This window comes from Candidatus Competibacteraceae bacterium, assembly GCA_016699715.1.
GTDB lineage: Bacteria > Pseudomonadota > Gammaproteobacteria > Competibacterales > Competibacteraceae > Competibacter.
This window is the reverse complement of the sequence record CP065007.1, coordinates 2,451,540-2,473,773: the sequence shown is the minus strand read 5'-3', so window position 1 is coordinate 2,473,773 and position 22,234 is coordinate 2,451,540. Positions and strand designations below refer to the sequence as shown.

Annotated in this window: 16 protein-coding genes; 8 read left to right on the top strand and 8 right to left on the bottom strand. The window is 62.4% G+C overall.

Translation table 11 applies throughout. From position 1 onward, the window contains the following. The 3 genes from IPM89_11055 to IPM89_11045 all read right to left on the bottom strand — a co-directional run bounded on the left by IPM89_11055 (window position 1) and on the right by IPM89_11045 (window position 2,301). A complete protein-coding gene (locus tag IPM89_11055; GenBank protein ID QQS53422.1) occupies window positions 1-993 on the bottom strand; it encodes a hypothetical protein in 993 nt (330 codons plus the stop codon). Between the two features lie 339 nt (window positions 994-1,332). Then, the gene (locus IPM89_11050) at window positions 1,333-1,668 is read right to left on the bottom strand and encodes a hypothetical protein (GenBank protein ID QQS53421.1); all 336 of its coding nucleotides are present in this window, start codon (window positions 1,666-1,668) and stop codon (window positions 1,333-1,335) included. Between the two features lie 102 nt (window positions 1,669-1,770). Then, on the bottom strand, window positions 1,771-2,301 hold the full coding sequence (locus IPM89_11045; GenBank protein ID QQS53420.1) for a thioesterase family protein: 531 nt from the start codon (window positions 2,299-2,301) through the stop codon (window positions 1,771-1,773). Between the two features lie 443 nt (window positions 2,302-2,744). Here IPM89_11045 and IPM89_11040 point away from each other — a divergent pair, with 443 nt between their 5' ends. The 8 genes from IPM89_11040 to IPM89_11005 all read left to right on the top strand — a co-directional run bounded on the left by IPM89_11040 (window position 2,745) and on the right by IPM89_11005 (window position 15,153). Continuing rightward, entirely contained in the window at window positions 2,745-3,851 is a 1,107-nt protein-coding gene (locus IPM89_11040; GenBank protein QQS53419.1) for an alpha/beta hydrolase, read from the top strand. Between the two features lie 415 nt (window positions 3,852-4,266). After that, a complete protein-coding gene (locus IPM89_11035) occupies window positions 4,267-7,887 on the top strand; it encodes a PAS domain S-box protein (GenBank protein ID QQS53418.1) in 3,621 nt (1,206 codons plus the stop codon). Between the two features lie 61 nt (window positions 7,888-7,948). Further along, on the top strand, window positions 7,949-8,203 hold the full coding sequence (locus IPM89_11030) for a hypothetical protein (protein QQS53417.1): 255 nt from the start codon (window positions 7,949-7,951) through the stop codon (window positions 8,201-8,203). 40 nt (window positions 8,204-8,243) lie between these two features. Then, window positions 8,244-10,625 (top strand): alpha-glucosidase, encoded by a 2,382-nt coding sequence (locus IPM89_11025; protein QQS53416.1) that lies wholly within the window; start codon window positions 8,244-8,246, stop codon window positions 10,623-10,625. A gap of 84 nt (window positions 10,626-10,709) precedes the next feature. Then, the gene (locus IPM89_11020) at window positions 10,710-11,711 is read left to right on the top strand and encodes an oxidoreductase (protein ID QQS53415.1); all 1,002 of its coding nucleotides are present in this window, start codon (window positions 10,710-10,712) and stop codon (window positions 11,709-11,711) included. 421 nt (window positions 11,712-12,132) lie between these two features. Further along, a complete protein-coding gene (locus tag IPM89_11015) occupies window positions 12,133-13,869 on the top strand; it encodes a diguanylate cyclase (protein QQS55888.1) in 1,737 nt (578 codons plus the stop codon). A 393-nt stretch (window positions 13,870-14,262) separates the two neighbouring features. Then, window positions 14,263-14,919 carry a hypothetical protein gene (locus IPM89_11010; GenBank protein QQS53414.1) on the top strand — a complete coding sequence of 219 codons (657 nt, stop codon included), beginning with the start codon at window positions 14,263-14,265 and terminating at the stop codon, window positions 14,917-14,919. Window positions 14,920-14,961: 42 nt separating this feature from the next. Continuing rightward, entirely contained in the window at window positions 14,962-15,153 is a 192-nt protein-coding gene (locus tag IPM89_11005; protein QQS53413.1) for a hypothetical protein, read from the top strand. Window positions 15,154-15,229: 76 nt separating this feature from the next. Here IPM89_11005 and IPM89_11000 read toward each other — a convergent pair whose 3' ends face one another. The 5 genes from IPM89_11000 to mazG all read right to left on the bottom strand — a co-directional run bounded on the left by IPM89_11000 (window position 15,230) and on the right by mazG (window position 22,220). Beyond that, entirely contained in the window at window positions 15,230-16,603 is a 1,374-nt protein-coding gene (locus IPM89_11000; GenBank protein QQS53412.1) for an IS4 family transposase, read from the bottom strand. 23 nt (window positions 16,604-16,626) lie between these two features. Beyond that, window positions 16,627-17,745, bottom strand: a complete 1,119-nt coding sequence (locus IPM89_10995; protein ID QQS53411.1) for a hypothetical protein — start codon at window positions 17,743-17,745, stop codon at window positions 16,627-16,629. Window positions 17,746-17,891: 146 nt separating this feature from the next. After that, window positions 17,892-19,433, bottom strand: a complete 1,542-nt coding sequence (locus IPM89_10990; protein ID QQS53410.1) for an ISKra4 family transposase — start codon at window positions 19,431-19,433, stop codon at window positions 17,892-17,894. Window positions 19,434-19,736: 303 nt separating this feature from the next. Further along, the gene (locus tag IPM89_10985) at window positions 19,737-21,023 is read right to left on the bottom strand and encodes an IS66 family transposase (GenBank protein ID QQS55887.1); all 1,287 of its coding nucleotides are present in this window, start codon (window positions 21,021-21,023) and stop codon (window positions 19,737-19,739) included. A 414-nt stretch (window positions 21,024-21,437) separates the two neighbouring features. Continuing rightward, entirely contained in the window at window positions 21,438-22,220 is a 783-nt protein-coding gene (gene mazG / locus IPM89_10980; protein QQS53409.1) for a nucleoside triphosphate pyrophosphohydrolase, read from the bottom strand. Window positions 22,221-22,234 lie beyond the last annotated feature (14 nt).

Here is a 22,234-nt window from a genome sequence, read left to right as displayed (position 1 = left end):
TCAGGGAACGGACCCGTTCAGGGAAAAAAGCAGAGGGATTTCGGTGCCACCGCGCAGCACCCGCACATTGATCCGATCGGCGCTCAACACTTCCCGCAAAATGGCGAAACCCTGCATGGGATTGTTGATGCGGGTACCGTTGACCTCGGTAATCACATCGCCGCTGTTCAGGCTAAGCCGCCGCATCAGCTGGCGGTCCCGCCCCGGGCGCAGTCGAAAGCCGATGAATTGGCCGTTTTGCACATAGGGGCTAACGAAAGCGATATTTTCCAGGACCCGCGGCCGAACCGCCGCCTCATCACGCAGCTGCCGTGCCACGACGGTCGCGTCGATCGCTTGAGGCGGGCCGGCGCCGGTGGGTTCGGGTTCGGGTTCGGGTTCGGGTTCGGGCATGGGATCGACGAGCGGCGAATCCTCCGGAACAGGGGATGGTGGGCGGGCAGTCGTGCCTAGCCTGGGGAGATTCAGCACTTCCCGCCGGCCCTGGCGGGACACGACCACATGGTCACGTTGGATCTGCTCCAATCGGGCGCCGCCGGGCAAGGCGTCACCGATGTGATAGCCGCGTTCCAAACCGCTGCCTTCGGCGATCAGCGCCAGCGCCCTGCTGTCGCCCTGCTCGATGAAAAACACCCCAGCCAGGTGCAAGTCGAGCGGAGTCACCGGAATGACGGGTGGAGGCGCTGCCACCGGCTGGCTCGCCTTCATCCGTCCAAACAGATGCCAAGCGGCGATGGTGGTGTAATCAACCTGTCCGACGGGACTTGCGGATTCAGCGGCGGATGCGCCTCTCGCCGGCATCGGCCGAACCGCCGGCGAGAACCAGCCGGACAGGAAAGCCAGCGTCAATTGCGCCAGGGAACCGGCCAGCAGAATGACCAGGACGACATTGACCCCTCGCACGGCGACCGGTAGCCAAACCTCCGGGCGCGGCAAGATGAGCCACATGCGTTTTTTTACCGCCAGCAGGGCGCGTTGTGCAAAATCGGTCAAGATGGGATTCTGGCTGCAAACGGGGTCCCGATCCACTTTGAGGATAACAAAAAATCCGCCGTCAACCCTGAGTTTTTCGCTTCAGACCCCGTCCCAGATCCGGCGCTCACAATGCGACCAGCAATACCAAAGTCGTACCCTTCGACCCGACAGCGACCCCAGAATCCCAGAACGCCGGCGCCAAAACGCCGGAGATGGAAGGCACAATCCCTCCGACCCCATTTCCCGCCGTCATGTTGCGGGATCGCTCCCAGAACCTGCTGGAACGCTCACAACCACGGTACAGCCAAGATCGCCCCCATCAAATGCTGTTCTCGGCGGGCCGAAGCGACCACCCGCTCAATCATCGTAATAGTGGCGGTGCTTATGGTGCCCCCGGTGCCGGCCAGGGCGGCGATAGCCAGGCGGCGGACCGTAGTCGCGATAACCGGGCCGGTCCACATAGATGACATCGGGTCGGCGGTAACGTCTGGTGGTAATCGCGGTTCCGGCCGCGCCGCCCAGGGCGCCGCCCAGGATTGCGCCTTCGCGTCCGCCCAATTCGGAACCCACACCCGCGCCCAGCGCGCCCCCCAGGGCACCTCCCAACATCGCATCGGCCGTCGGGCCGGCCCACAGCACCGCCGGCGCGCCCAGCATGACCGCGGCCAATAAAGAAGGTATCGCCCTATTCATGACATCACTCCCCTCAGATGGATGAATTCTGCTATTAACCATCGTAGTCGGGAAAAACTGAATGAGCGCTGACCGGTCAGCCGAGCGGGTGCCTAAAGTCAGTTATCGGGACAGCCAACGCAGTGTCGGCGTTCCGGGTTGGCTGGTCGGCGTCTTGGCCCGCACCCCCATCACTCGGCCCGATTGCGGCGGCTGCGGCAACTGGATATGAGCGGCCATCAATGCACTCAAGCGATCCAGCACCGGTAGCGGCATCGCCGTGCTGTGCCGTTCCGCCATATCGACGTGGATCACCATTAATTCGGTGGTGGCGGAGACGAACCCTTTATCGGCGTGATACAAACGATGAAAGTGGTGAATGCGCTTGTTGTCGAAGCCGAGCAGTTGGGTGGTCACCCGCATCGGGTCGCCGGCCATGAGTTCGCGTTGGTAGTTCACATGGGTTTCCACGACAAAGGCCGAGCAATGGCGGCTATCGCGGTAATTCTGCCCCATGCCCAGGTAGTCCATGAACGCGTCGGTGGCATGGTCGAATGCCAGAACGTAATAAGCGACGTTCATGTGGCCGTTGTAGTCGATCCACTCGGGCGGCACTACATCGGTATACAGGCACAGGGGGGATTCAATCCGCATGATGGGTTGTCGCATTGTCGTCGCTGCTCGTGGGGAAGCGCGGTACGCTACCTACTTTTGTCGCGTTGCGCAATTGCTGGCGCGCCGACGCGTTTCGAACCCCGGCCTTGACCCAGATAGAGATCTCCTCAATGAGTTGTGACCGGCTCAGGAGCGGAATCCCCCCAAGCCCTCTTTTGCAACGGGGGCGCCGCGTCAGCGGCAGGGGGATTTAGTTCGGCGATCCATGCCTCCACCACTCAATAGAGAGTTGCCATCACAGTGGCTCCCTCCGGTGGGAATGCCGTTCGACCACCGGAGTGGGCCGGCGGCATCATCCCTGCCGGAACGAAATGGATGTTGAGCGTTTTCCAGAACCAGGCGCTCCAACTGCCAATGGCAGCCATCCTGTCAAGCAATGCTCGGGTACCGACCATCCCCGAATACCGAAAGAGGAAAAACCGATGTTGAACTGGACTGTCTTGATAGCCTTACTGGTGGTTCTTTTCGTGGCTTGGCTGTCGATTCGTGTCTTTCTGCAGGGTCCGACGCTGCGCGATTACGATCAAGTGCCGCCGAATAGCCGGTGTGGATCGCGGGAGCGGGCGAGTTCCGCCCATCAGGAGGCCGTGAGGCGGCTGGAACAGGCCGCGGCCGAGATTCGCGCCGCTCCCGGGAAACAGCGGCGGGCCACCATCCGGCGGGTGATGGCGCGGGGCTTTGTCGAACCGCCGCTGCTGGCGAACGACACGGACTACCAGCTTCGGGAAGTCGATGTCGGCGGCGTGCCGGGCGAATGGGTGCTGGCGCCGGACTCCGACCCGCGTCGCCGCTTGTTGTATTTGCACGGCGGCAGCTTCATCAGCGGTTGTCCGCGCGGCCATCGCGTAATCACCACCAAGCTGGCGCAAGTCACGGGGGCCTCGGTCCTCGCGCTGGATTACCGACTGATGCCGGAGCATTCACGCCGGGACATCACCACCGACTGCCAGACTGGCTATCGCTGGATTCTGGATCATGGACCCACCGGTCCGGCCCCTGTCCGCGAATTGTTCGTGGCCGGAGACTCGGCCGGTGGCGGCTTGGCGCTGATGTTGGCCGCTTGGGCGCGCGATGTGGGCTTGTGTTCGGCGCAAGGCGTGATCGCGCTGTCGCCGGGAGTGGACCTGACGCTGTCCAGCCCCACGCTCAAAAGCAATCTCAAAACCGATTTGGTGCTGGGTCCCGGATTGAAAGGGTTTCTGCGCATCCCACGCCCGATCCAACTGCTGATAATCTGGGGCTTGAACCGGATGACCCCGCCCAACCCACTGGTTTCGCCGGTGTTCGGCGAGCTATCGGGGCTGCCGCCGGTGCTGGTTCAGGCCAGCGAAGCCGAAATGATGCTGGGCGATGCCGTGCGCTACGTCAACAAGGCCCGCGCCGCCGGTTCCCACGCGGAACTGGAAACCTGGCCGGACATGCTGCACGTCTGGCACTTGTTCGAGCCGATCCTGCCGGAAGCCGGAGAAGCATTCGAACGGATCGGGCAATTCGTGGAATGTTGTGTCAGGCCCCCAGAAAACCTTTAACATAGTTACGTGAGTTTGGCTTTTTTTAATAACGGACGATCGGTGGGTGTGGCATTTCGGTGTGAGCCAGGCTGAGAACCAACCCTCTCAACCCGCACGGGAATTGCCGCCATGCCGCCGCTGAAACACGTTAGTATCATTGTATCTGCCAGCTAGAAGCCAACCTCCGCACAGCCATCTGATAATTAATATTGACAGCACGATCACTGGTTGGACGGTCACCGCAGCCTCCGGCGAGGAACGGGAAGCGTTCCGGGCATTGGCCGATGGGACTCGCGGGTGGATCATCGGCGACAAAGACGACCCCTAATAAAGTTGAACATCGCGTACTTGATGGAAAACAAATGCCACCGAAGTATGTGTACAGATAAAGCAGGCCTCGACCTGTGGGCGATTGGATCAACGAGGTATTGCGATGAGTTCTGAGTTGGATATTCTGCGCCGCCGGATCTCCGAGTTGGAGGCGGCTTTGAACGCCATCCGCACTAACCAGATCGCCATGTCGGCGGAAAAATATACCGCCACTGAAGAGAGTGAGGGCCGACAACTTTCAGATCGGGACCGACGCAACCCCGGGGTGGGCGCGAACGAAATCACCGCGCGGGCCGGGCTGGATCATGGTCGCCTGTTCCGCTTGATCACCAACTCGACCGAGGACGTGATTTGGGTCAATACGTCCGAATTGGACAAAGTGCTCTATGTCAGCCCGGCATACGAGACCCTGTGGGAGCGATCACTCAGGGAGCTGTATGAATCACCCAGGGCCTTCCTGGCGGCCCTGCACCCTGAAGATCTGGCCGCGTACCTGAATACGATTGACGAAAAACATGCTCGTCGTCGTTCCTACCAGCATGACTATCGCATCGTCCGGCGTAACGGCGAGATTCGGTGGATCCGCGAACGGGGCTACCCCGCCGCCGAATCCGCGAGCGAAACGCCGTTGATGGTCCGTGCCTGTACCGATATCACCGAACAAAAGCAGACCGAGGAAGCACTGCGGGGCAGCGAGGCGCGTCTGCGCACCCTGATCGACACCATCCCGGACCTGGTCTGGTTGAAGGACTCCGAAGGCGTCTATCTCGCCTGCAATCCTGCCTTCGAGCGTTTCTTCGGCGCCCGCGAGAACGAAATCCTCGGCAAGACCGATTACGATTTCGTCGATACCGACCTCGCCGATTCTTTTCGCGCCAACGACCGGATGGCGATCGACGCCGACAAACCGCTGCGTAACGAGGAATGGATTAGTTTAGCGGTTAACGGCCGCCGGATTCTCCTGGACACCACCAAAACCCGCATTTCCCTAAATGGGGACAAGCACTTGGGGGTGCTGGGCATCGGTCACGACATCACCGAGCTGCGCCAGGCGCGGGAAAAGCTGGCCGAAAACGAGGCTTACACCCGACGGGCGCTGCAGGCAACAGATACCGGCGCTTGGAACTACGAGGTCGACAGCAGAACGGTGCATTGGTCCGCCAACATGGAAAAGCTTTGTGGCATGCAACCGGATACCTTCGACGGCAGCCTGGAATGTGTTCAGGCCGTGATCCACCCGGATGACCTGGAAGCCTGGAAAGAGAGCATGAGGGCCTGTATCGAGAATGGCATACCCCAAGAACTTGAATTGCGGGTTGTGCATTCGGATGGGTCCATCCATTGGTTGAGGGTGCTGGGGGATGTTGAGTGGGATGGAGATGGCCGGGTGGCGCATCTGAGCGGCCTGGTGCGTGATATCACCGAGCAGAAGCGGGTAAGCGACGCCTTGAACACGCGCGAGCGCACCCTGGCCAGCATCTTTCGCGCCGCGCCCATCGGCATCGGCCTGGCGGCGGGTCGGGTATTCCGCGAGGTGAATGACACCTTCTGCGCCATGACCGGCTATTCCCGGGAGGATCTGGTGGGCCAAAGCTCGCGGATTCTCTACTCTGATCAGGCGGAATTCGACCGTGTCGGCCGGGTAGTAGCCAAAGAGATCGACTTGATCGGCTACGGCAGCACCGAAACGCAGATCCGGCGCAAGGACGGACGCCCGGCCGACGTGCTGTTCTCCGGAGCGCGTTTGGACATGAACGATCAGGCGGCCGGGCTCGTCTTTACGGCTCTCAACATCACCCAGCGCAAGCAGTCCGAGAAGGCATTGCAAAACAGCGAGAAACGCTTTCGGGCGCTGTTTGAGCAGGCCGGCGGCTATTTCATGATCCTTGATCCGAATACCGCCGATGGCATACCAATCATCATTGACGCAAACGCGGCGGCCTGCGCGACCCATGGTTATACAAGGGAGGAATTTATCGGCCGGCCGGTCGACGATATCGACGACGCGGACGGTAAACGCCTGGTTAAAGCCAGGACCGCTGAAATCATGGCCGGACAGCCGTTCTACGTCGAAAACACCCATGTTCGAAAAGACGGCTCGACTTTCGCCGTGGCCGTGAACGCGCAACGCATTGATATCGAAGAATCGCCACCACTCATTTTCACGATGGAATATGACATCACCGAGCGACGCCGGGTCGAAGAGGAATTGCGTTATCGCGATTTCCTGCTCGCGGAGGTGGGGCGTATCGCGCATGTGGGCGGTTGGGAATTCGACCCGGTCACCGGCGCGGGAACCTGGACGGAAGAGGTCGCCCGGATTCACGGGCTCGACCCCACGGAAAAGACGGATCTGAGGAAAGGCTTGGGATTTTTCCTCGGGGAACACCGCGAGAAGATCGAGGAGGCGATTCAGAAAGCCGTTGATCTGGGCACACCTTACGATCTGGAATTGGAGATTCTAGCCGCTGACGGTCGTCGAAAGTGGGTTCGAACCATTGGCAGCCCGGTCATTGATCAGGGACGGGTCGTCAAGGTCAGGGGGTCGCTGCAGGATGTCACCGAGCGCAAACTGGCCGAAATCGCGCAGATAAAACTGATGCGCGCTTTTTTCACCCTAAGTGCCGGCAACGAGGCGCTGGTGCGTTCCACGACCGAGAAGGAGATACGGGACCGGGTCTGCCAGGTCATTGTCGAACAAGGCGCTTACCGAATGGCCTGCGTCGGCTACATCGAGGATAGCCCGAAGCAGGTTCTGCGATTGATGGCCAGCGCCGGCGCCAAGCTCGATGACGGTGCCGAGATCGTCGTCCCACTGGAGGGTCGTGACGCGAACTCCTCCGGGCTGATGCCGAGGGCGGTTTTCAGCGGCCAGCCGCAGGTCAGCGACCGGCTCGACGATTCGACCTGCCTGACGAAGCAACTGTCGGTTTCAGATCGCAACGAAATCCGTGCCGGCGCCGCATTTCCATTGCGTCTCATCGACAATCGCGTTTTCGGCATCTTGGGGATTTTCTCGACCGAGAAGGGCATTTTCGACGAAGCGCAGATGAACGTCCTGAACGAACTGGCCGAGGATCTCGGCTACGGCATCAGAGTGCAGCGCGCCGCCGTGTCTCACGCCAAAGCCGAGCATCGGCTACACAGGTCCATGGAACAGACGATCCAGGCCATCGCGGCAACGGTGGAGCAACGGGATCCCTACACCGCCGGCCATCAGCAACGCGTCGCAACCTTCGCCGTGGCCATTGCCCATGAGTTGGGGCTCGACGAGCAGCAAATACGGGGTCTTCGCCTCGGCGCGATCATTCACGACCTGGGCAAGATACACATTCCCGCTGAAATCCTCACTCGACCCGGCAAGCTGACCACGCACGAATTCGGAATGATCAAGGCCCATCCCGAAATCGGCTTTGAGATCGTCAAGGATATCGATTTCCAATGGCCTGTCGCGGACATGATCCTCCAGCATCATGAACGCCTGAATGGCTCGGGATATCCCCAGGGTCTGACCGATGGGCAGATCATCCTGGAGGCACGCATCCTGGCGGTGGCGGATGTCGTGGAAGCGATAAGTACCCACCGCCCTTACCGAGCGGCGCTGGGTCTCGGGGTGGCCATGGAAGAGATCATGAAAGGTCGGGGGAGCATCTACGATACTGAAGTCGTCGATGCGGCACTCAAGCTCCTGCAAGTGAAGGGTTTTTCCTTTGGAACCACCTAGGACGGAAATCCCTCCAACCCCCCCTTTTTCAAAGGGAGGCGCCGCGTCAGCGGCAGGGGGATTGAACTCGGCGCTCCACGCTTCCACCGCCAAGGAATCCGAAGGCAACATTCGTCTCGACCCGGTTTCGCTGAATCCGACCTGCGAGTACGCCGACGACGATGACCCTATCCATCAAGTACCATTCCATTACGCGGTGTTCGTAGCGGTGGATTATCTGGCGGCCGCGCGGGCGTTCGCCCTGGAACGTGGGGAAAGCAAATGGTTGCTTGCCGGGTTTTCTGGCAACGCTTCTTCTACCGTCAAAATCGCCTAAAAAGCGGGCCGCATCGACGTTCGACCAGAGGGTCTTCATCATGTTCTTCGGCCAGAAAATCCATCCGCTCAATTTTGACACCCCCGACCGACTGACAGTCGGGGCCGATGCAGCCGAACTGAGCGGGACCAGCGTCCGGCTGTGGGTCCGCTGCGCCGAGATCGCCGACGGCTGCCTGCGGCTGCGCTTCGAGAATGAGCGGGTAGCCGACGGGCGCCAGCACTCGGACGCGGTGCCGCCGGAACGCCGGGCCGGCCGGCCGGTCGCGCCACGACTGGACGGAGACACGGTGGTATTCGCGGCGGCGGCGGGCCAGGTCGAACTGGGCGCGACCCATCTGCGGCTGGAATGGGCCGGGTTTACGCTGGCGACCGTTGCCGGAGGGATCGGTGGCTGCGGCGAGGCGCTGTTGCTCAACTTCGATTTGAGCGCCGTGGACGGCTGTTACGGCTTCGGCGAGCGCACCAAGCGCCTCAACAAGCTGGGCGACAGCGCCGAGTGCCTGACCGTGGACGTGGTGGCGGTGTTCCGCCACACCTACGCCCGCGACGATTACGATCCGACCTATGTCGCCATCCCCCTGGCGATATTGAAAAGCGGCGAGCACTTTCTCGGGCTGTTCTTCGACAATCCCGGCCACGCGATCATGGACGCCGGCCAGTCCCGGCCGGGCGAGTTTTGGTATCAGTCGCTGGGCGGCAACACCGATCTTTATCTCCTCGCCGGCCCGACCCTGGCCGAGGTGGCGCGACGCCATGCGGCCCTGACCGGCCGGGCGCCGCTGCCGCCGCCGTGGGCGCTGGGCTATCACCAGTGCCGCTGGAGCTATCGCAACGCGGCGGAACTGCGGGAACTGGCCGCGCAATTCGCCGCCGCCGACCTGCCGGTCAGCGCGCTGTGGTACGACATCGACTACATGGAGAGTTTCCGGCTGTTCACCTGGAACCATACCGAGTTCCCCGACCCCGCCGCCCTGAACCGTGAGTTGAAGGCCGCCGGCATCCGCACCGTCGCCATCGTCGATCCCGGCGTCAAGCGCGAACCGGGCTACGCGGTGTACGACAGCGGCCAGGCGGGCGCGATGTTCTGCCAAACGGCGAGCGGGCGGGAGTACGTGGGCAAGGTCTGGCCGGGCGATACGGTATTCCCCGATTTCACCCTGGAAGCCACGCGCCGCTGGTGGGCCGATTGGCTGGCGGAATTTCTGCGCGACAGCGCGCTGGACGGGATCTGGCTGGACATGAACGACCCCGCCACCGGCTACAGCCGCACCGAGGAGATGCGCTTCGATCATGGCGCCATCCCTCACGACCGCTATCACAATCAATACGCGCATTTCATGGCGCTGGCCAGCCGGCGGGCCTGCGAGCAGGTCGATCCCGACGGCCGGCCTTTTTTACTAACCCGCAGCGCCTGCGCCGGCACCCAGCGCCACAGCGCGGTGTGGACCGGCGACAACGCCAGCAACTGGCAACACCTGCGCATGTCGCTGCCCTGCTCGCTGAATTTGGGCCTGTCGGGAGTGGCCTTCAACGGCCCGGATGTGGGCGGCTTCATGGACGATGTCAGCGCCGAGCTGCTGGTGCGCTGGCATCAGGCCGGCTGCCTGTTCCCGTTCTACCGCAATCATTCCGCCCACTTTAGCCGCCGCCAGGAACCCTGGCGGTTCGGGTCGGAGCCGCTGGCCGCCATTCGCGGCGCGATTCGCACCCGCTACCGGCTGTTGCCGTATCTGTATCAGTGCTTCTTCGCGCATTGGCGGGACGGCGACCCGATCATCCGCCCGCTGCTCTATCACTATCCCGAACCCGAATTCAGCGACCTGGACGATCAATATCTGGTGGGCGACGCCCTGCTGGTCGCCCCGATCTTGCACGGCGAGGGGCGGGGTCCGGAATCTCTCCGCCACGGAATCAAGGTGTGGGAACGGCTGGTGGTGTTGCCGCCGGGCTGGTGGTTCGACCTGAACCGGGGGGAATGGCTGGAGGGTGGCCAATCGCTGCCCTACGCGGCGGCGCTGGACGAACTGCCGCTGTTTGCCCGCGACGGAGCAGTGCTGCCGTATTACGCCGGTCCGCTAAAAAACAGCCTCATGGACCTGAGCGCCGTTGAATTGCATCTGTTTTGCCATGATCGGCCGGCCCTCGGCAATTATTGGCTGGACGACCGGGAGACCCGGCGCTATGAAAGCGGTGCCCATGGCGTGGCCCGTATCACGGCGGAAATCGAAGGCGAACGGTTGCGGGTCGCCATCACCGAATCGGGCGACTATCCCACCGGCACGGTGAGCTTTAGCCCGGTCATCCATGGCCGCCCGGAATTGCGGGAGCTGGAATTCACGGTCAACGGCCGCGCCGCAATCCGGCCGCTACGCGACGGTCAGCGCGAGTGGTTGTGCCGGACGCTCGATGTGCAGGCTTGAGCATCACCCACCCGACAGATTGAAATCCGAACGCTATCGGGACATAAAATCCATCCATCCCAAACCAACCACCGGAGACGTGCCATGCCCCAGAATACCTTTAAAGCCCTGGTCCTGACCCAGGAAGGCAAAAAAACCGTCGCCACTATCCAACAACTCACTCTCGACGATCTGCCCGAAGGCGATGTGCTGGTGGCGGTGGAATACTCCTCGCTCAACTACAAGGACGGTCTGGCGGTGACCGGCAAGGGCAAGATCGTGCGCCAGTTTCCGATGGTGCCGGGCGTCGATCTGGCCGGCACGGTGCTGGAATCCAGTTCCCCGGACTACCGGGCCGGCGACAAGGTGGTGTTGACCGGCTGGAGCGTGGGCGAACGCTACTGGGGCGGTTATGCCCAGAAAGCCCGGCTGCAATCCAAGTGGCTCGTGCCGCTGCCAGCCGGCATGGACACCAAAACGGCGATGGCCATCGGCACCGCCGGTTTCACCGCCATGCTGTGCGTCATGGCGCTGGAAGAGGCGGGCATGACCCCCGGCGGCGACAAGCCCATCCTGGTGACCGGCGCCAGCGGCGGGGTCGGCAGCGTGGCGGTGGCCCTGCTGGCCAAGCTCGGTTACACGGTGCATGCGGTCAGCGGCCGTCCGGAAACCGAGGGCTATCTGCGTGAACTGGGCGCCGCTGGTTTTGTCAGCCGGGAGGAAATGAGCCAGCCCCCCAAGCCACTGGAAGCGCAGCGCTGGGCCGGGGCGGTGGACACGGTCGGCAGCACGATGCTGGCGCGGGTCCTGGCCGAGATCGACTACGGCGGCGCGGTGGCGGCCTGCGGGCTGGCGGGTGGCGCCGATCTGCCAACCACCGTCATGCCGTTCATCCTGCGTGGCGTCAAACTGCTCGGCGTGGATTCGGTGATGTGTCCTTTTGCCCGACGCCAGCAAGCCTGGGAACGTTTGGTCCAGGATCTTCCCGGCAACGCCTTGCAAAGCATCGCCCATGTCGCCTCGCTGGAAGAGGTGCCTCAACTGGCTGATGACATCGTCGCCGGTCGGGTGCGCGGCCGGACTGTGGTGGACCCCAACGCGGCCTGAGCAATGTTGGCATGAGAGAACGTGACGATGGACTGCCTTGGCGCTCCATCGTCCGCGGTCGGGCATCTTTTCGGCTTGGAAAATCTCCCCGATCCCCTTTTTCCAAATGGGGAGTTCAGGTCCGGTCGATAACCTTTTTCTTCTCGGAAAATCGCCTAAACTATAGCTTTCCTCAATGAGTTATGGTCGACTCAATAGTACCCCACAACCCCCTTTTTCAAAGGGGAATACTGCGGCAAGGGGGATTGAGCGCGGTGGTCCACGCTTCCACCACTCAAAGAGGGTTGCTATATCGGACGCTCTTTCGCCCCTCCGCAAATGTTCCCGAGAACTGGATCCGAATCCTTGGCGGGGACGGAGGAAGCCGGGATAATTTCACATAAGTTTTTGTATCTTGCGCTATCCATTACTTCACTGTCCTTTGAAGCGTTTCGCCCGTCTTTCACTGCGTCAATCCTTGACCGTGCCGTATGTGGTGCTGGTGATCGGAGTTGCGTCGCTGATCGGTGCGCTTTCCTATCGCGCCGGCAGCCAGGCGGTGGATACCGTTGCCGACCACTTGCTGCGCGAAACCGTGGGGCGCATTGCCCAGGCGGTGGATCGTCACATCGTCGGTTCGGGCGCGGTGCTCGAAGCGGCCTTCCCCGAGGGCATGCCCGCGCCCACGGACATCGAAGGCCAATTCGCCGCCTTGCGTACCCGGTTCTGGATCGCCACTTCATTGCATCTGGATCCGAACAACTATGTCTATTACGGGACGCGTCAGGGTCAGTTCTTTGGTTTGTGGCGATACTCGCAACAAGACGGCGAGCTGCGCATCAAGCTCGATGCCGCGGCGCCTCGCTCTCTGTACCGCTTTAGCGGCATCAACGGCGTGCTGTCCGAACCGGAGCTGGAGACCAAGATATACGACCCGCGGGTGAGACCCTGGTACCAGGCGGGCGAGACCAGTCTGTCTCTCACCTGGACATCCGTCTACATCGATTTTCGCACCACCGAACTGGTGGCCACGCGGGCCCGGCGCGTGCTCGATGCCAAAGGCGGTCTGGAAGGCGTCGTCGCCACCGACGTTTCGCTGCGCCAGCTCAATGATTTTGTCCACAGACTGAAGATCAGCGAGCATGCGTTGGCTTTCATCATCGAGCCTGACGGCAATCTTATTGCTTCGTCGCGCAGTCCGAACACCAGAACGTTGGCCGACGGTAGCAACACCCGCATCAATGCCATCGATAGCGGCAATGCTCTTCAGGTGGCGACTTTCGATCAGGTGCGTCAAGTACTGATGAGCGTCCCATCCGCCGCCACGCCACCGCGCACGATGCGCTTTACCGGACCGAACGGTGAATCGATTCAGCTTGCCTACGAGCGATTGATGGACATGGCTGGGTTGGACTGGATTATCGTCGTAGCGGTGCCGCGCAGCGATTTCATGCAGGGCGTGACCGAAAATGTGATCCGAACGGCGGCCATTGGTGGCGTGGCGGCGCTTTTGACGGTGCTGATCGGTCTCGCCATCCTCTTCTGGGTCAGTCGCGACCTGCGGCGGTTGGCCGAGGCCGCGCGTCAAGTCGGCAAGGGTCGACTCGATGCGCCGCTGGAAATCAATCGGGGCGACGAAATCGGCGACCTCGCAACCAGCTTTCGGCAGATGCAACAGAAACTGCGGATCGATACGCTCACCGAACTGCTCAATCGCGACATGATCCTGCGCCGCATCACCGAGCGAATCCATCAGCATCGTCGGGTGACGGACAGCGAGCCGTTTGCGGTGTTCTTCGTCGATCTGAACAACTTCAAGCTCGTTAACGACCGGCTGGGTCACGATGCGGGTGACAGAGTGCTCGTCGAAATCGGCCAGCGCTTGCGCGTATCCACCCGTACCAAGGATCTAGTGGCGCGTTATGCGGGTGACGAGTTCGTATTGCTGATCGATGAGATTCGTGATGTCGACGCCGCGGAACAAATCCGCGGGCATATCGAACGGATACTGCACAAGCCGCTGACGAGCATCGACACCGAATTCTTGGCGGGCCAGACCTTGGGGGGCGCCGTGGGTCTGGCCCGCTACCCTGCCGACGCGGATACGGCCAACGGCCTGATCGTACATGCCGACGCCGATATGTACGCACGCAAGCGCGCCAGCAAGCCAACTCTCTGATGCCATACGATTCATGTCGAAGATTTTTTGCAAAATCGAGGGCGGGTTATACCAATTCTGAATAGGTTTTCGTCATTCCCGCGAATGCGGGAATCCAGGCCGCCGCTGAAAAACGGGATACCCGCTTTCGCGGGTATGACGAACAGGGTGGTTATTGGCCTCCGAAAAGAACAAAACCTATCGGGAAACGATATTAGCGTAGCGTAACTCGCCCTACAAGTTTCGCCACACCCCCCGGAACCACGGGAGATGAAACTCACGGTCAACGGTCGGGTGGCGAGCCGGCCACTGCATGGCGGTCAACGCGATGGGTTGTGCCGGGCGCTCGATGTACAGGCTTGAGCGTACTTTTCGCCCAGATCAACGATTTGCTCGTTCAACGCGGCACTGGACATGGCTGGCGATGGCCTGCTCGAATCGACCCGCGGCGATTTAGTGGATTTCCAGAAGCCTTGCGCGCACCCGCACCCGCCGACCAAGGACTTCGTCGCCGCGATCAAGAGCATCGAGCCGACGACGATCATTGGTGTCAGCACGATCGGCGGCGCCTTCACCCAACAGGTCGTCGAGACCATGGCACAGGTGAACGAGCGCCCCGTGATCCTGGCGCTGTCGAACCCGACCGAACATGCGGAGTGTTCGGCCGAGCAAGCCTACACGTGGTCGAAAGGTCGGGCGATTTTCGCGGCCAGGGTTCAGTTCCCGCCCGTCCATCTCGATGGCCAAACCTTTCTACCGGGACAGGCGAATAACTTCTACATCTTCCCGGCGGTGGGCATGATCATCTACGCCACGCAGGCCAAGCGGGTCAGTGACGAGATGTTCATCAAGGCCGCAAGAGCTGTTGCGGACCAGGTGCCGGATGCGCTGTTGAAACAGGGGCTGCTTTATCCGCTACAAGCGAACATTCTCGAAACGGAGATCAAGACGGCGGTGTGGGTTGCCAAATTGGTGTTCGATAGCGGGCTGGCGCGAGTCGATCGTCCGAACGACATGGAGGCGTTCATTCGCGGTCATGTCTACCAGCCGGAGCACCAGAAACTCGCTTGAGAGCGTCGGTCACGATGTCGACCGACCACCGGAGCGGCGAAGGTGCCGCGCGGTGGCGTGAGCAACCAGTACTCACCGGTTGCCGCTGAACAAGAACTTGATGAAGAGATCTGGGAAGTCGTCGTACTACTCTACCTGTTTGATCATGATCGCGTATTTTCCGTCGCCGGCCAGCGCGACGAAAAAGCCGGCAATGACCAAAACACAATGGCGAAGATTCCGTACCACCCATAAAAGAGCAACGTCGGCCTGCCTAATTGGACGGAATTGAACGTGGCCCCTGCCAACACCTGTCCATTACACACATCGTCTAACTGATTGAGTGGGCATGGAGATCAGAAGCCAAGTGCATCCCCCAAGCGAGGTCGCGGGCCCGCTGCAAGCCGATCCACAGGGCCTGGGGGCCAGGAGGGCCGTCGCACTTGCGGCCCAAGTGGCCGCCGAGGCGGGCGATCCAGCCGAGCATGGCGGGCAGCGGCGGCGGGATCACCGGCGGGGGCCGGCGGTGGATCGCGACCCAAACGGCCTGCCATTCGGTCGGGTCCAGCACGGCGTCACAGGGCAGCTCGGGGGTGGTCCGCCCCAGCACGGTCAGGTACTGAATCCGCCAAGCGATGATCAGGTACACGGCCAGGGCCGGTTCCAGCCGCTCCCGGGTGCTAAGTTGCAAGGCTTCCACCCGGCAGCCGGTTTTCAAGATTCGGAAAAAAACCTCGATACTCCAACGAGCTCCGTACCACTGGATCCATTCGGCCGCCTGGGCCAGGGTGTCGGCCGCGCGGTTGGTCAGCAACCGCCAGTCGAGCGGTTCGACCCCGGCCGGCGGGGACTCTTCCCGTGCCCGCAGCGCGGTGACCGTCACCGGTTTGCCCCCTTTCGGGTGCAGGGTGACCCGTTCGGCCCGCGCCGTCAGCACCACCGGCCGGCTCGGCCGGTTCGGCCGGGCCGGGAGGGCGAACGTGACCTCGCCCAACACCGGGGCCTGCGCCAGCCGGTCCCACAGCTTGTCGCCCTCGGCCAGGCAGCGGTTGTGGGTGGCCCGGATCAGCCAGTCGATTCCCGGCGCCCGTTGCGCCCGGACCATGAACTCGTGAATGTCGCATTCCCGGTCGGCGACGTAGACCAACCGGGTGTCGGGCAGGCTCGCGGCCAGTTCGGCGCAACGCTCGAAGCCTTCCAGCCAGCGCATGCTCTCCTTGGCCTCGATCGGCCAGTGCCGTCTGTCCTCGCCGAAGGTCGCCCGGTCACGGGTCCACAGCCAGGCGTCCAGCACCCCCAGCGGCACCCCGTCCGGCGTGACCGCCAGGGTGGGATGCACGTACAGTCCGTGCTGCCGCAAGTAGCTCAGCGGCCCCAACCCGGCGATGCCCGGCTGGGCGGTATAGTCCAACTCCGTGCTGTCCTGCACGCACAAGACCACCGGCTGGCGCCGCATCCGCTCGACACTACCGTCCCCGTGCGGCGCGAGCACCCGCTCCCACGTGACCGCCTCATGGGCCAGCAACCGATACGCCGCCTGCGTCTCCGCCCAGCCGCCGCAGGCGGCCGGAATGCTGGCGCCGGGTTGCGCCCCCAGGCGTTCCGCCACCCGCACCAGCCGCCGGTTCAGTCGTGCATCCCCCAAGTTCGCCCCGCCCAACTCCGCCGCCGCCCAACTGACCGCCGCCGCTACCGTCTCCGCCATCACCTTATACCCCTCATCTGTGTCTACCTCACTAGATGGGGGCGGCGGCCCTGCCGTTCAAGATGTGTGTAATGGACAGCTGCCAACACTGGTAGCAGCAACACCCAACCACAGGCAATGAGTAAAGCTTCTCTGTTAGGCGCGAGCCAACCAAGCAGTGTACCTGCAACAATTGTGGCAAATGGGATCAAGAAACCGGCATGGGGCAGTATGTGCTCGTACAGGCTGAAACGCTGCTGGACCTGCCATGGTGTGAAGTGCTCGGGCTGCCATAGCACGAGCGGCAATGTTACCAGTACAAAACCGAGCGCTGCATAAATAACGGGTTTGACCATTTCCCGCCAGCGTCGCTGAGCGATGAAATACGCCAATACCGGGAAAACCAGCAGCCAGAATACACCACGCCAAGACATGGCGATGCCGAGAAGCAGTGAGAGCCAAGGCGCGGCTTTTCGTCCCGGATCTTTCAGCAGCAAGACCAACGGTACGCAAACCCACAATAGATTCGCCAGATGATCTCCTCCGGTGAGCACCTCGGCCAGCATAATCGGAGCACCCACCAGCAGGCTGAATAGGTAGACCAAGGCCCTTTCGCCATCCCAAAAATAGGTCTTAAATCCCCAGTAAGCCATCCCAAGGCTGAGTAGAGACAGCCACCCGGCGCCACCAAACAGCAGAATCACGGGTGCCGACAGCAGAAACGCGCCTGGCATGGCGGCAATGGAATTGCCCTCCGATGGACACCCTATGTGCACCCCCGATTGGGCTCGACACAAATAAGGGTAATCACCATTTAGGAGAGCCCTGACGGAGATATCCAATCCTTCTTCGCGATCACTGGAAAAACCTAAACTACCGGAATCCGCAAGTGGGTAGAGCCAGAAAAACGCGATACCGAGTAAAACCCAGAGCACGAAAAACAGACTATCGACGTTCACGTGGTGCAATTGGCTCCACAAGATCTCCACGAGTCGGCGCAATATCAGTAAATAGCCGGCATAGACCAACATTAGCAAAAACACCATCCCTGCCTCTGGTATCCCTAATCTTGGCGCGATCACCTGGGAAAATCGCTCCACCAATGCAATTCCAGTGATGGCCAGCACGAATAAAAGTGGTAAAAAACGCCCGAATAGTGACATGCGATTATCGACCCATCGAGGTGCACACAAAATTGCACACTAATAAATATTCATGGATAAAAGAAACTCTTCCCTAGTATTTTATCAGGGTGTATTGGTGCCCTATGAGTTGGAATAGGGCGTAACCAGTCGAGCGCGCCCTTGGTTCAGGCGACGAGTCGAAGCCGGGTGGATGGGGGTTGGCTCGGGATGTTCGCATAGAGGCGCGCCGTTTCGGTTTGGATGTAATGGTTCATGAACGGCTCCCATTCGTCGTTGAGCGCCACGCAGCGCAGGTTCAACAGGGCCTGGGCGCCGGGCAGGGTCCAATGCATCCCGGCCCGTTCCATCCGGTCCTTGACCGCATGGCGGCAGGCCCCTTCGATCACCCCTGAGGCGATGGGATAGCCGGCGGCGAGATACCGATCGTAATGAATGCGGTCGCGGTGGCGGTCGAAATAACCGTGAATCTGTTCCAGCCGGGCGCGGGCGGCGGCGGACAGGTGGCCCTGCTCGGCCAGGTCCTGTAGCCAGCGAATCACCCCGGTCCCCACCCCGTCGAGCAGGGCATGCACCAGCACCTTCATCAGTTTAGTCGCCAGCGGGCTACCGGACGGCTGAAACAGGTGAACGGCGTCCCACAAATAGCCGGTCGCATGGAGCAGATCGAGGATCTCGACCCGCGCGGTGTCGCCCAAGGTGTCCGCCGCGGCGTCCCACAACGCCGGCTGACCGTCCATCAGCAGGACCCAGGTTTGCCGGTGGTCGGGGTCGCGCTGGCGAGCCTCAGCCCGCAACCAGGGGAACACCACCTCGACCGGGCGCGGTGCGGCGAGCGCCGCCGCCACGGCGGCGGCCACCGGCAACACCGCGCACAGCCGTTTCTGTCGAGGCGCCGGTCGGGGCGTCGCCGAGGGTTCCGTGGGGGCGGTCGGATCGCGAAACAAGGACTCGACCACGGCGGTGGCGGTACGCGGATGCGGCTCGATCTGATAGGCCGCACCGAGCACGGCCATCTTCTTACGATCCGGCTTCGGCCCTCGGGTGTGGTCGTGGGCGGCGATGGTCGGGGCGTCGGCCGGCTTGCGGATCGGGACCCCCTTGCCATCGGCGCTCAGCACCACGAGCTGCTGGCCCGTCGCCGGGGCCGGCGGCGGTCGGGCCGCTTCATGACCGGCCACCGCCCCGGCCAGGGTCCGGGTCATCGCCTCCAGGCTGGCCACCGACTGTTTCAGACCCAGGATGCGCGCCAGCACCGTGTTGACCTGACCGTAGGGATTCTCCACCGCCAGCGCTTGATCCCAGTCCTGCAAGAGATAGGAAAACGGGCCCTCGGGCAACCCCAGCCGGGCATCCAGCGGCGCCGCCTCGATCGCCTGGCCTTCCCGCGTGCCGTAGACCACCCGCACCAGAGTGAAGTCGCCAAAGATCGACCGATAGGGTCGGCCATGGGGTTTGGGCAAGCGCTTGACCACTCGCCCGTCGGCCAGCGTCAGGGTTTTGCCGCAATCCCCGTCGCCCACCAAGGCAAAATACTGCGCTTGCATCTCATGACCCAGTCGCAACAGGCGCGACCACAGGCCGTGCTCCAGTTCGTGCGCCGGCAAGCCGTCGCGGGCGGCGTCGTACACGAACCCGGTCAGCACCGCCAAGTGCGCCGACAGGTCCAACCCCTTGCCTTCGGTCGTCAACGGCCACATCATCGACATCGGTGGGTTCCTCGGGTGATTGCTTGTTGGGTGACATCAATCTACCCACCTCCGGGTCAACCGGGCAAGGGACCCACCGCCCCTTTCCACCCCGGCGCGCTACCCCGCGCTCGACTGGTTACGCCCGTTGGAATAAGAACCAGCGATTCCCGGTCTCTTTTGCTCATCTAACTGATTTATAAATATATTTTTTATTAAACACTGATAAATTTTCGAGAAAAAACCATTATTAATCAAAGACTAGGAAAGAGACCGGGAATCGCTGAATAAGAACCATCTTCTTTGGTAGCCGTTCTCCCCCCTCTACCGGGGCAAGGGGGCAAGAGGCAATCCGGCGCGGCGGTCGGCGATGGCGCGTTCGAGAGTGCGCCAAGGGGAGTGGCCACGCTGGCGACAGGTATCGATGACGCTGGCGAGCAGAGCGAAGACCCGCGAACCCACCGGGGTGCGGGTACCGTGACTGATCTTGCGCGCGATCACCCAATGGCGTAGTGCCCGCTCTGCTACATTGTTGGTCAGTGGCAGTTCGGGATGACTCAGCACCTGGAAGATGGCTTCCCAGTCGTTGAGCAACTCCACCGCCAAGGCGTGGGTTTTGGCGTGGGCGTGACCCTGGCGCCGTTCGCAGGCCGCGCGCAACGCGGCCAGTACCATCATGTGTTGGGTCGGCGGCGCGACCGGCGGCGGACCTTCGCGGGCCGCGTAGACCGCCGCCATCAGCGCCTCCAAGGTCTCCAGCACGAACCGGCCAAAGACACGGGCCTCGCGGTCGCCACTCTCGGCCAAGCCCCGCGCCTTGCGAATCAGGTGTGCCCAACAGCGTAACCGGCGCGGGTGGTTGCGGTAGGCCATCCAGCCATCGCTCATCAGCCAGCCGCTAAAGCCGTCCAGCACGTTCTCGACCCGCTCCTTGCCGCGCCCGGCCACGTAGTACAGGGTCGCGGTCGCCGCGACAAACACCCACAGCCACAGCGGCCGGCCGTGTTCGGGCCAGGAGGTTTCGTCGGCGTGCAGCAGATGGCTGTCCAGAACCGCCTGGACGAGTTCGTCTTCCGCCGGCGCCACGGCCGCGCCGGCTTCGTGGAGCGTCCGATGGATCGTGCCGGTACTGAGCTTCAGGCCCAGCCACTCGTCCAGGAATTCGCGAATCCGCGCCCGCGACAGCCGGAACCGGAAAGCCAGTGCCACGATCAGCGCCGCCAACCCCGGCCCCACCAGCCGCCATTCGCTGAGTTCAATCCCCGCCAGCAGTGGGTCCACCACGCCCTGGCCGGCCACCGCCCGGGTCCGATGGCCACAGGCGCAGGGGGCTTCGTCATAGCGATGGTCCACGACCCACAGCGTCAACCCCGGCCGCGCCGGATCGCCCCAGTGCAGGTCGACCGCCTGAAACCCGGTGTAGGCCACCGCACCCACTGGGTCCAGCGGCCGGCCACAACCGGCGCAGGTGTCGGGGTAATGGGCCTGTTCGGCATTCGCCTGGAACACCTGAGTCCGGCCGATCCCCGGCGCCCCCGGCTGCTTACCCGGTTTACGGGCGGGTTTCGCGTCCGCCGGTTTCGCCTCGGCCGACGGCGGTTCCGCCGGCACCGGCTTCGCGTCTGCCGGTGCCGACTCGGGTCCCTCGTCCGCCGCATCGGCGGCATCCGATTCCGGCCCGTCACCCGGTCGGTCCCACGGCGCCCGACTGCTCGGCGGCCGCGAACTGTTGTCCGGTCCCTGATTCAACCGGTCCAGCGCCTCCTTCAAATCGTCCAGCAGCTTGCCCGACAGCGCACGCACCTCGGCCTCCCCAGCGAATCCAGGTAGGCGTGGTCTCATTGGCGCAGGCTATGTGGGCTGAGGTGCATGGTGGTTGATCGTGGGGCTGGACTCTAGTTTTCCATACCTACTCCCCGAGGGGAAGTTAGCCATTACCGGGAGGGGTGTGAAGAGTTACCTTCTTTGTAAGCTGTTTAACCAGGCAACAAATCAAACCCATCTCCAGCTTGAACCGGGGAACCGCTACCGCTTCTCTTCAAGCTTGGCGCGTTCCCACAACCCATCCATCTCCGCCAGCGTCGATTCCGCCGGAGTCCGGCCCGTCTCCAGCAACCCGCTTTCGACTTGCCGAAATCGGCGCTCGAACTTGGCGTTGGTGCCACGCAAGGCCGCCTCGGGATCGAGATGAAGGTGGCGGGCCAGATTGGCGACCGCGAACAGCACGTCGCCCAGTTCGTCGGCCAGCCGTTCCGGCGCGGCGTCGCTGGCGATTTCGTGGCGGATTTCGCCGATCTCTTCCGCGATCTTGGCCAGCACCGGTTCCAATGCACCCCAGTCGAAGCCGACCTTGGCGGCCTTCTTTTGCAGCTTGACCGCCCGAGTCAGGGCCGGCAGCGCCAGCGGAACGCCATCCAGCGCGCCGGTCGGCGGCACGGCTTTTTCGGCGGCCTTGATCCGCTCCCAGGCGGCGGTTTGCTCGGCGGCGTCGGCATAGCGCTCGTCGCCGAAGACGTGCGGGTGACGGCGGGTCATCTTGTCGGCGATGCCACGCGCCACGTCGCGGAAATCGAAACGCCCTTCCTCGCGGGCGATCTGGGCGTAGAACACCACCTGAAACAGCAGGTCGCCCAGTTCGTCGCGCAGTTCCGCCCAGTCCTCGCGGGCGATGGCGTCGGCGACTTCGTAAGCTTCCTCGATGGTATGGGGGACGATGCTGGCATAGGTCTGCTCGCGGTCCCAGGGACAACCCTGTTCCGGATCGCGCAGCCGGACCATGATCTTGAGTAACTGTTCCAATTCGTGCATGGCTCGCTCTCGCC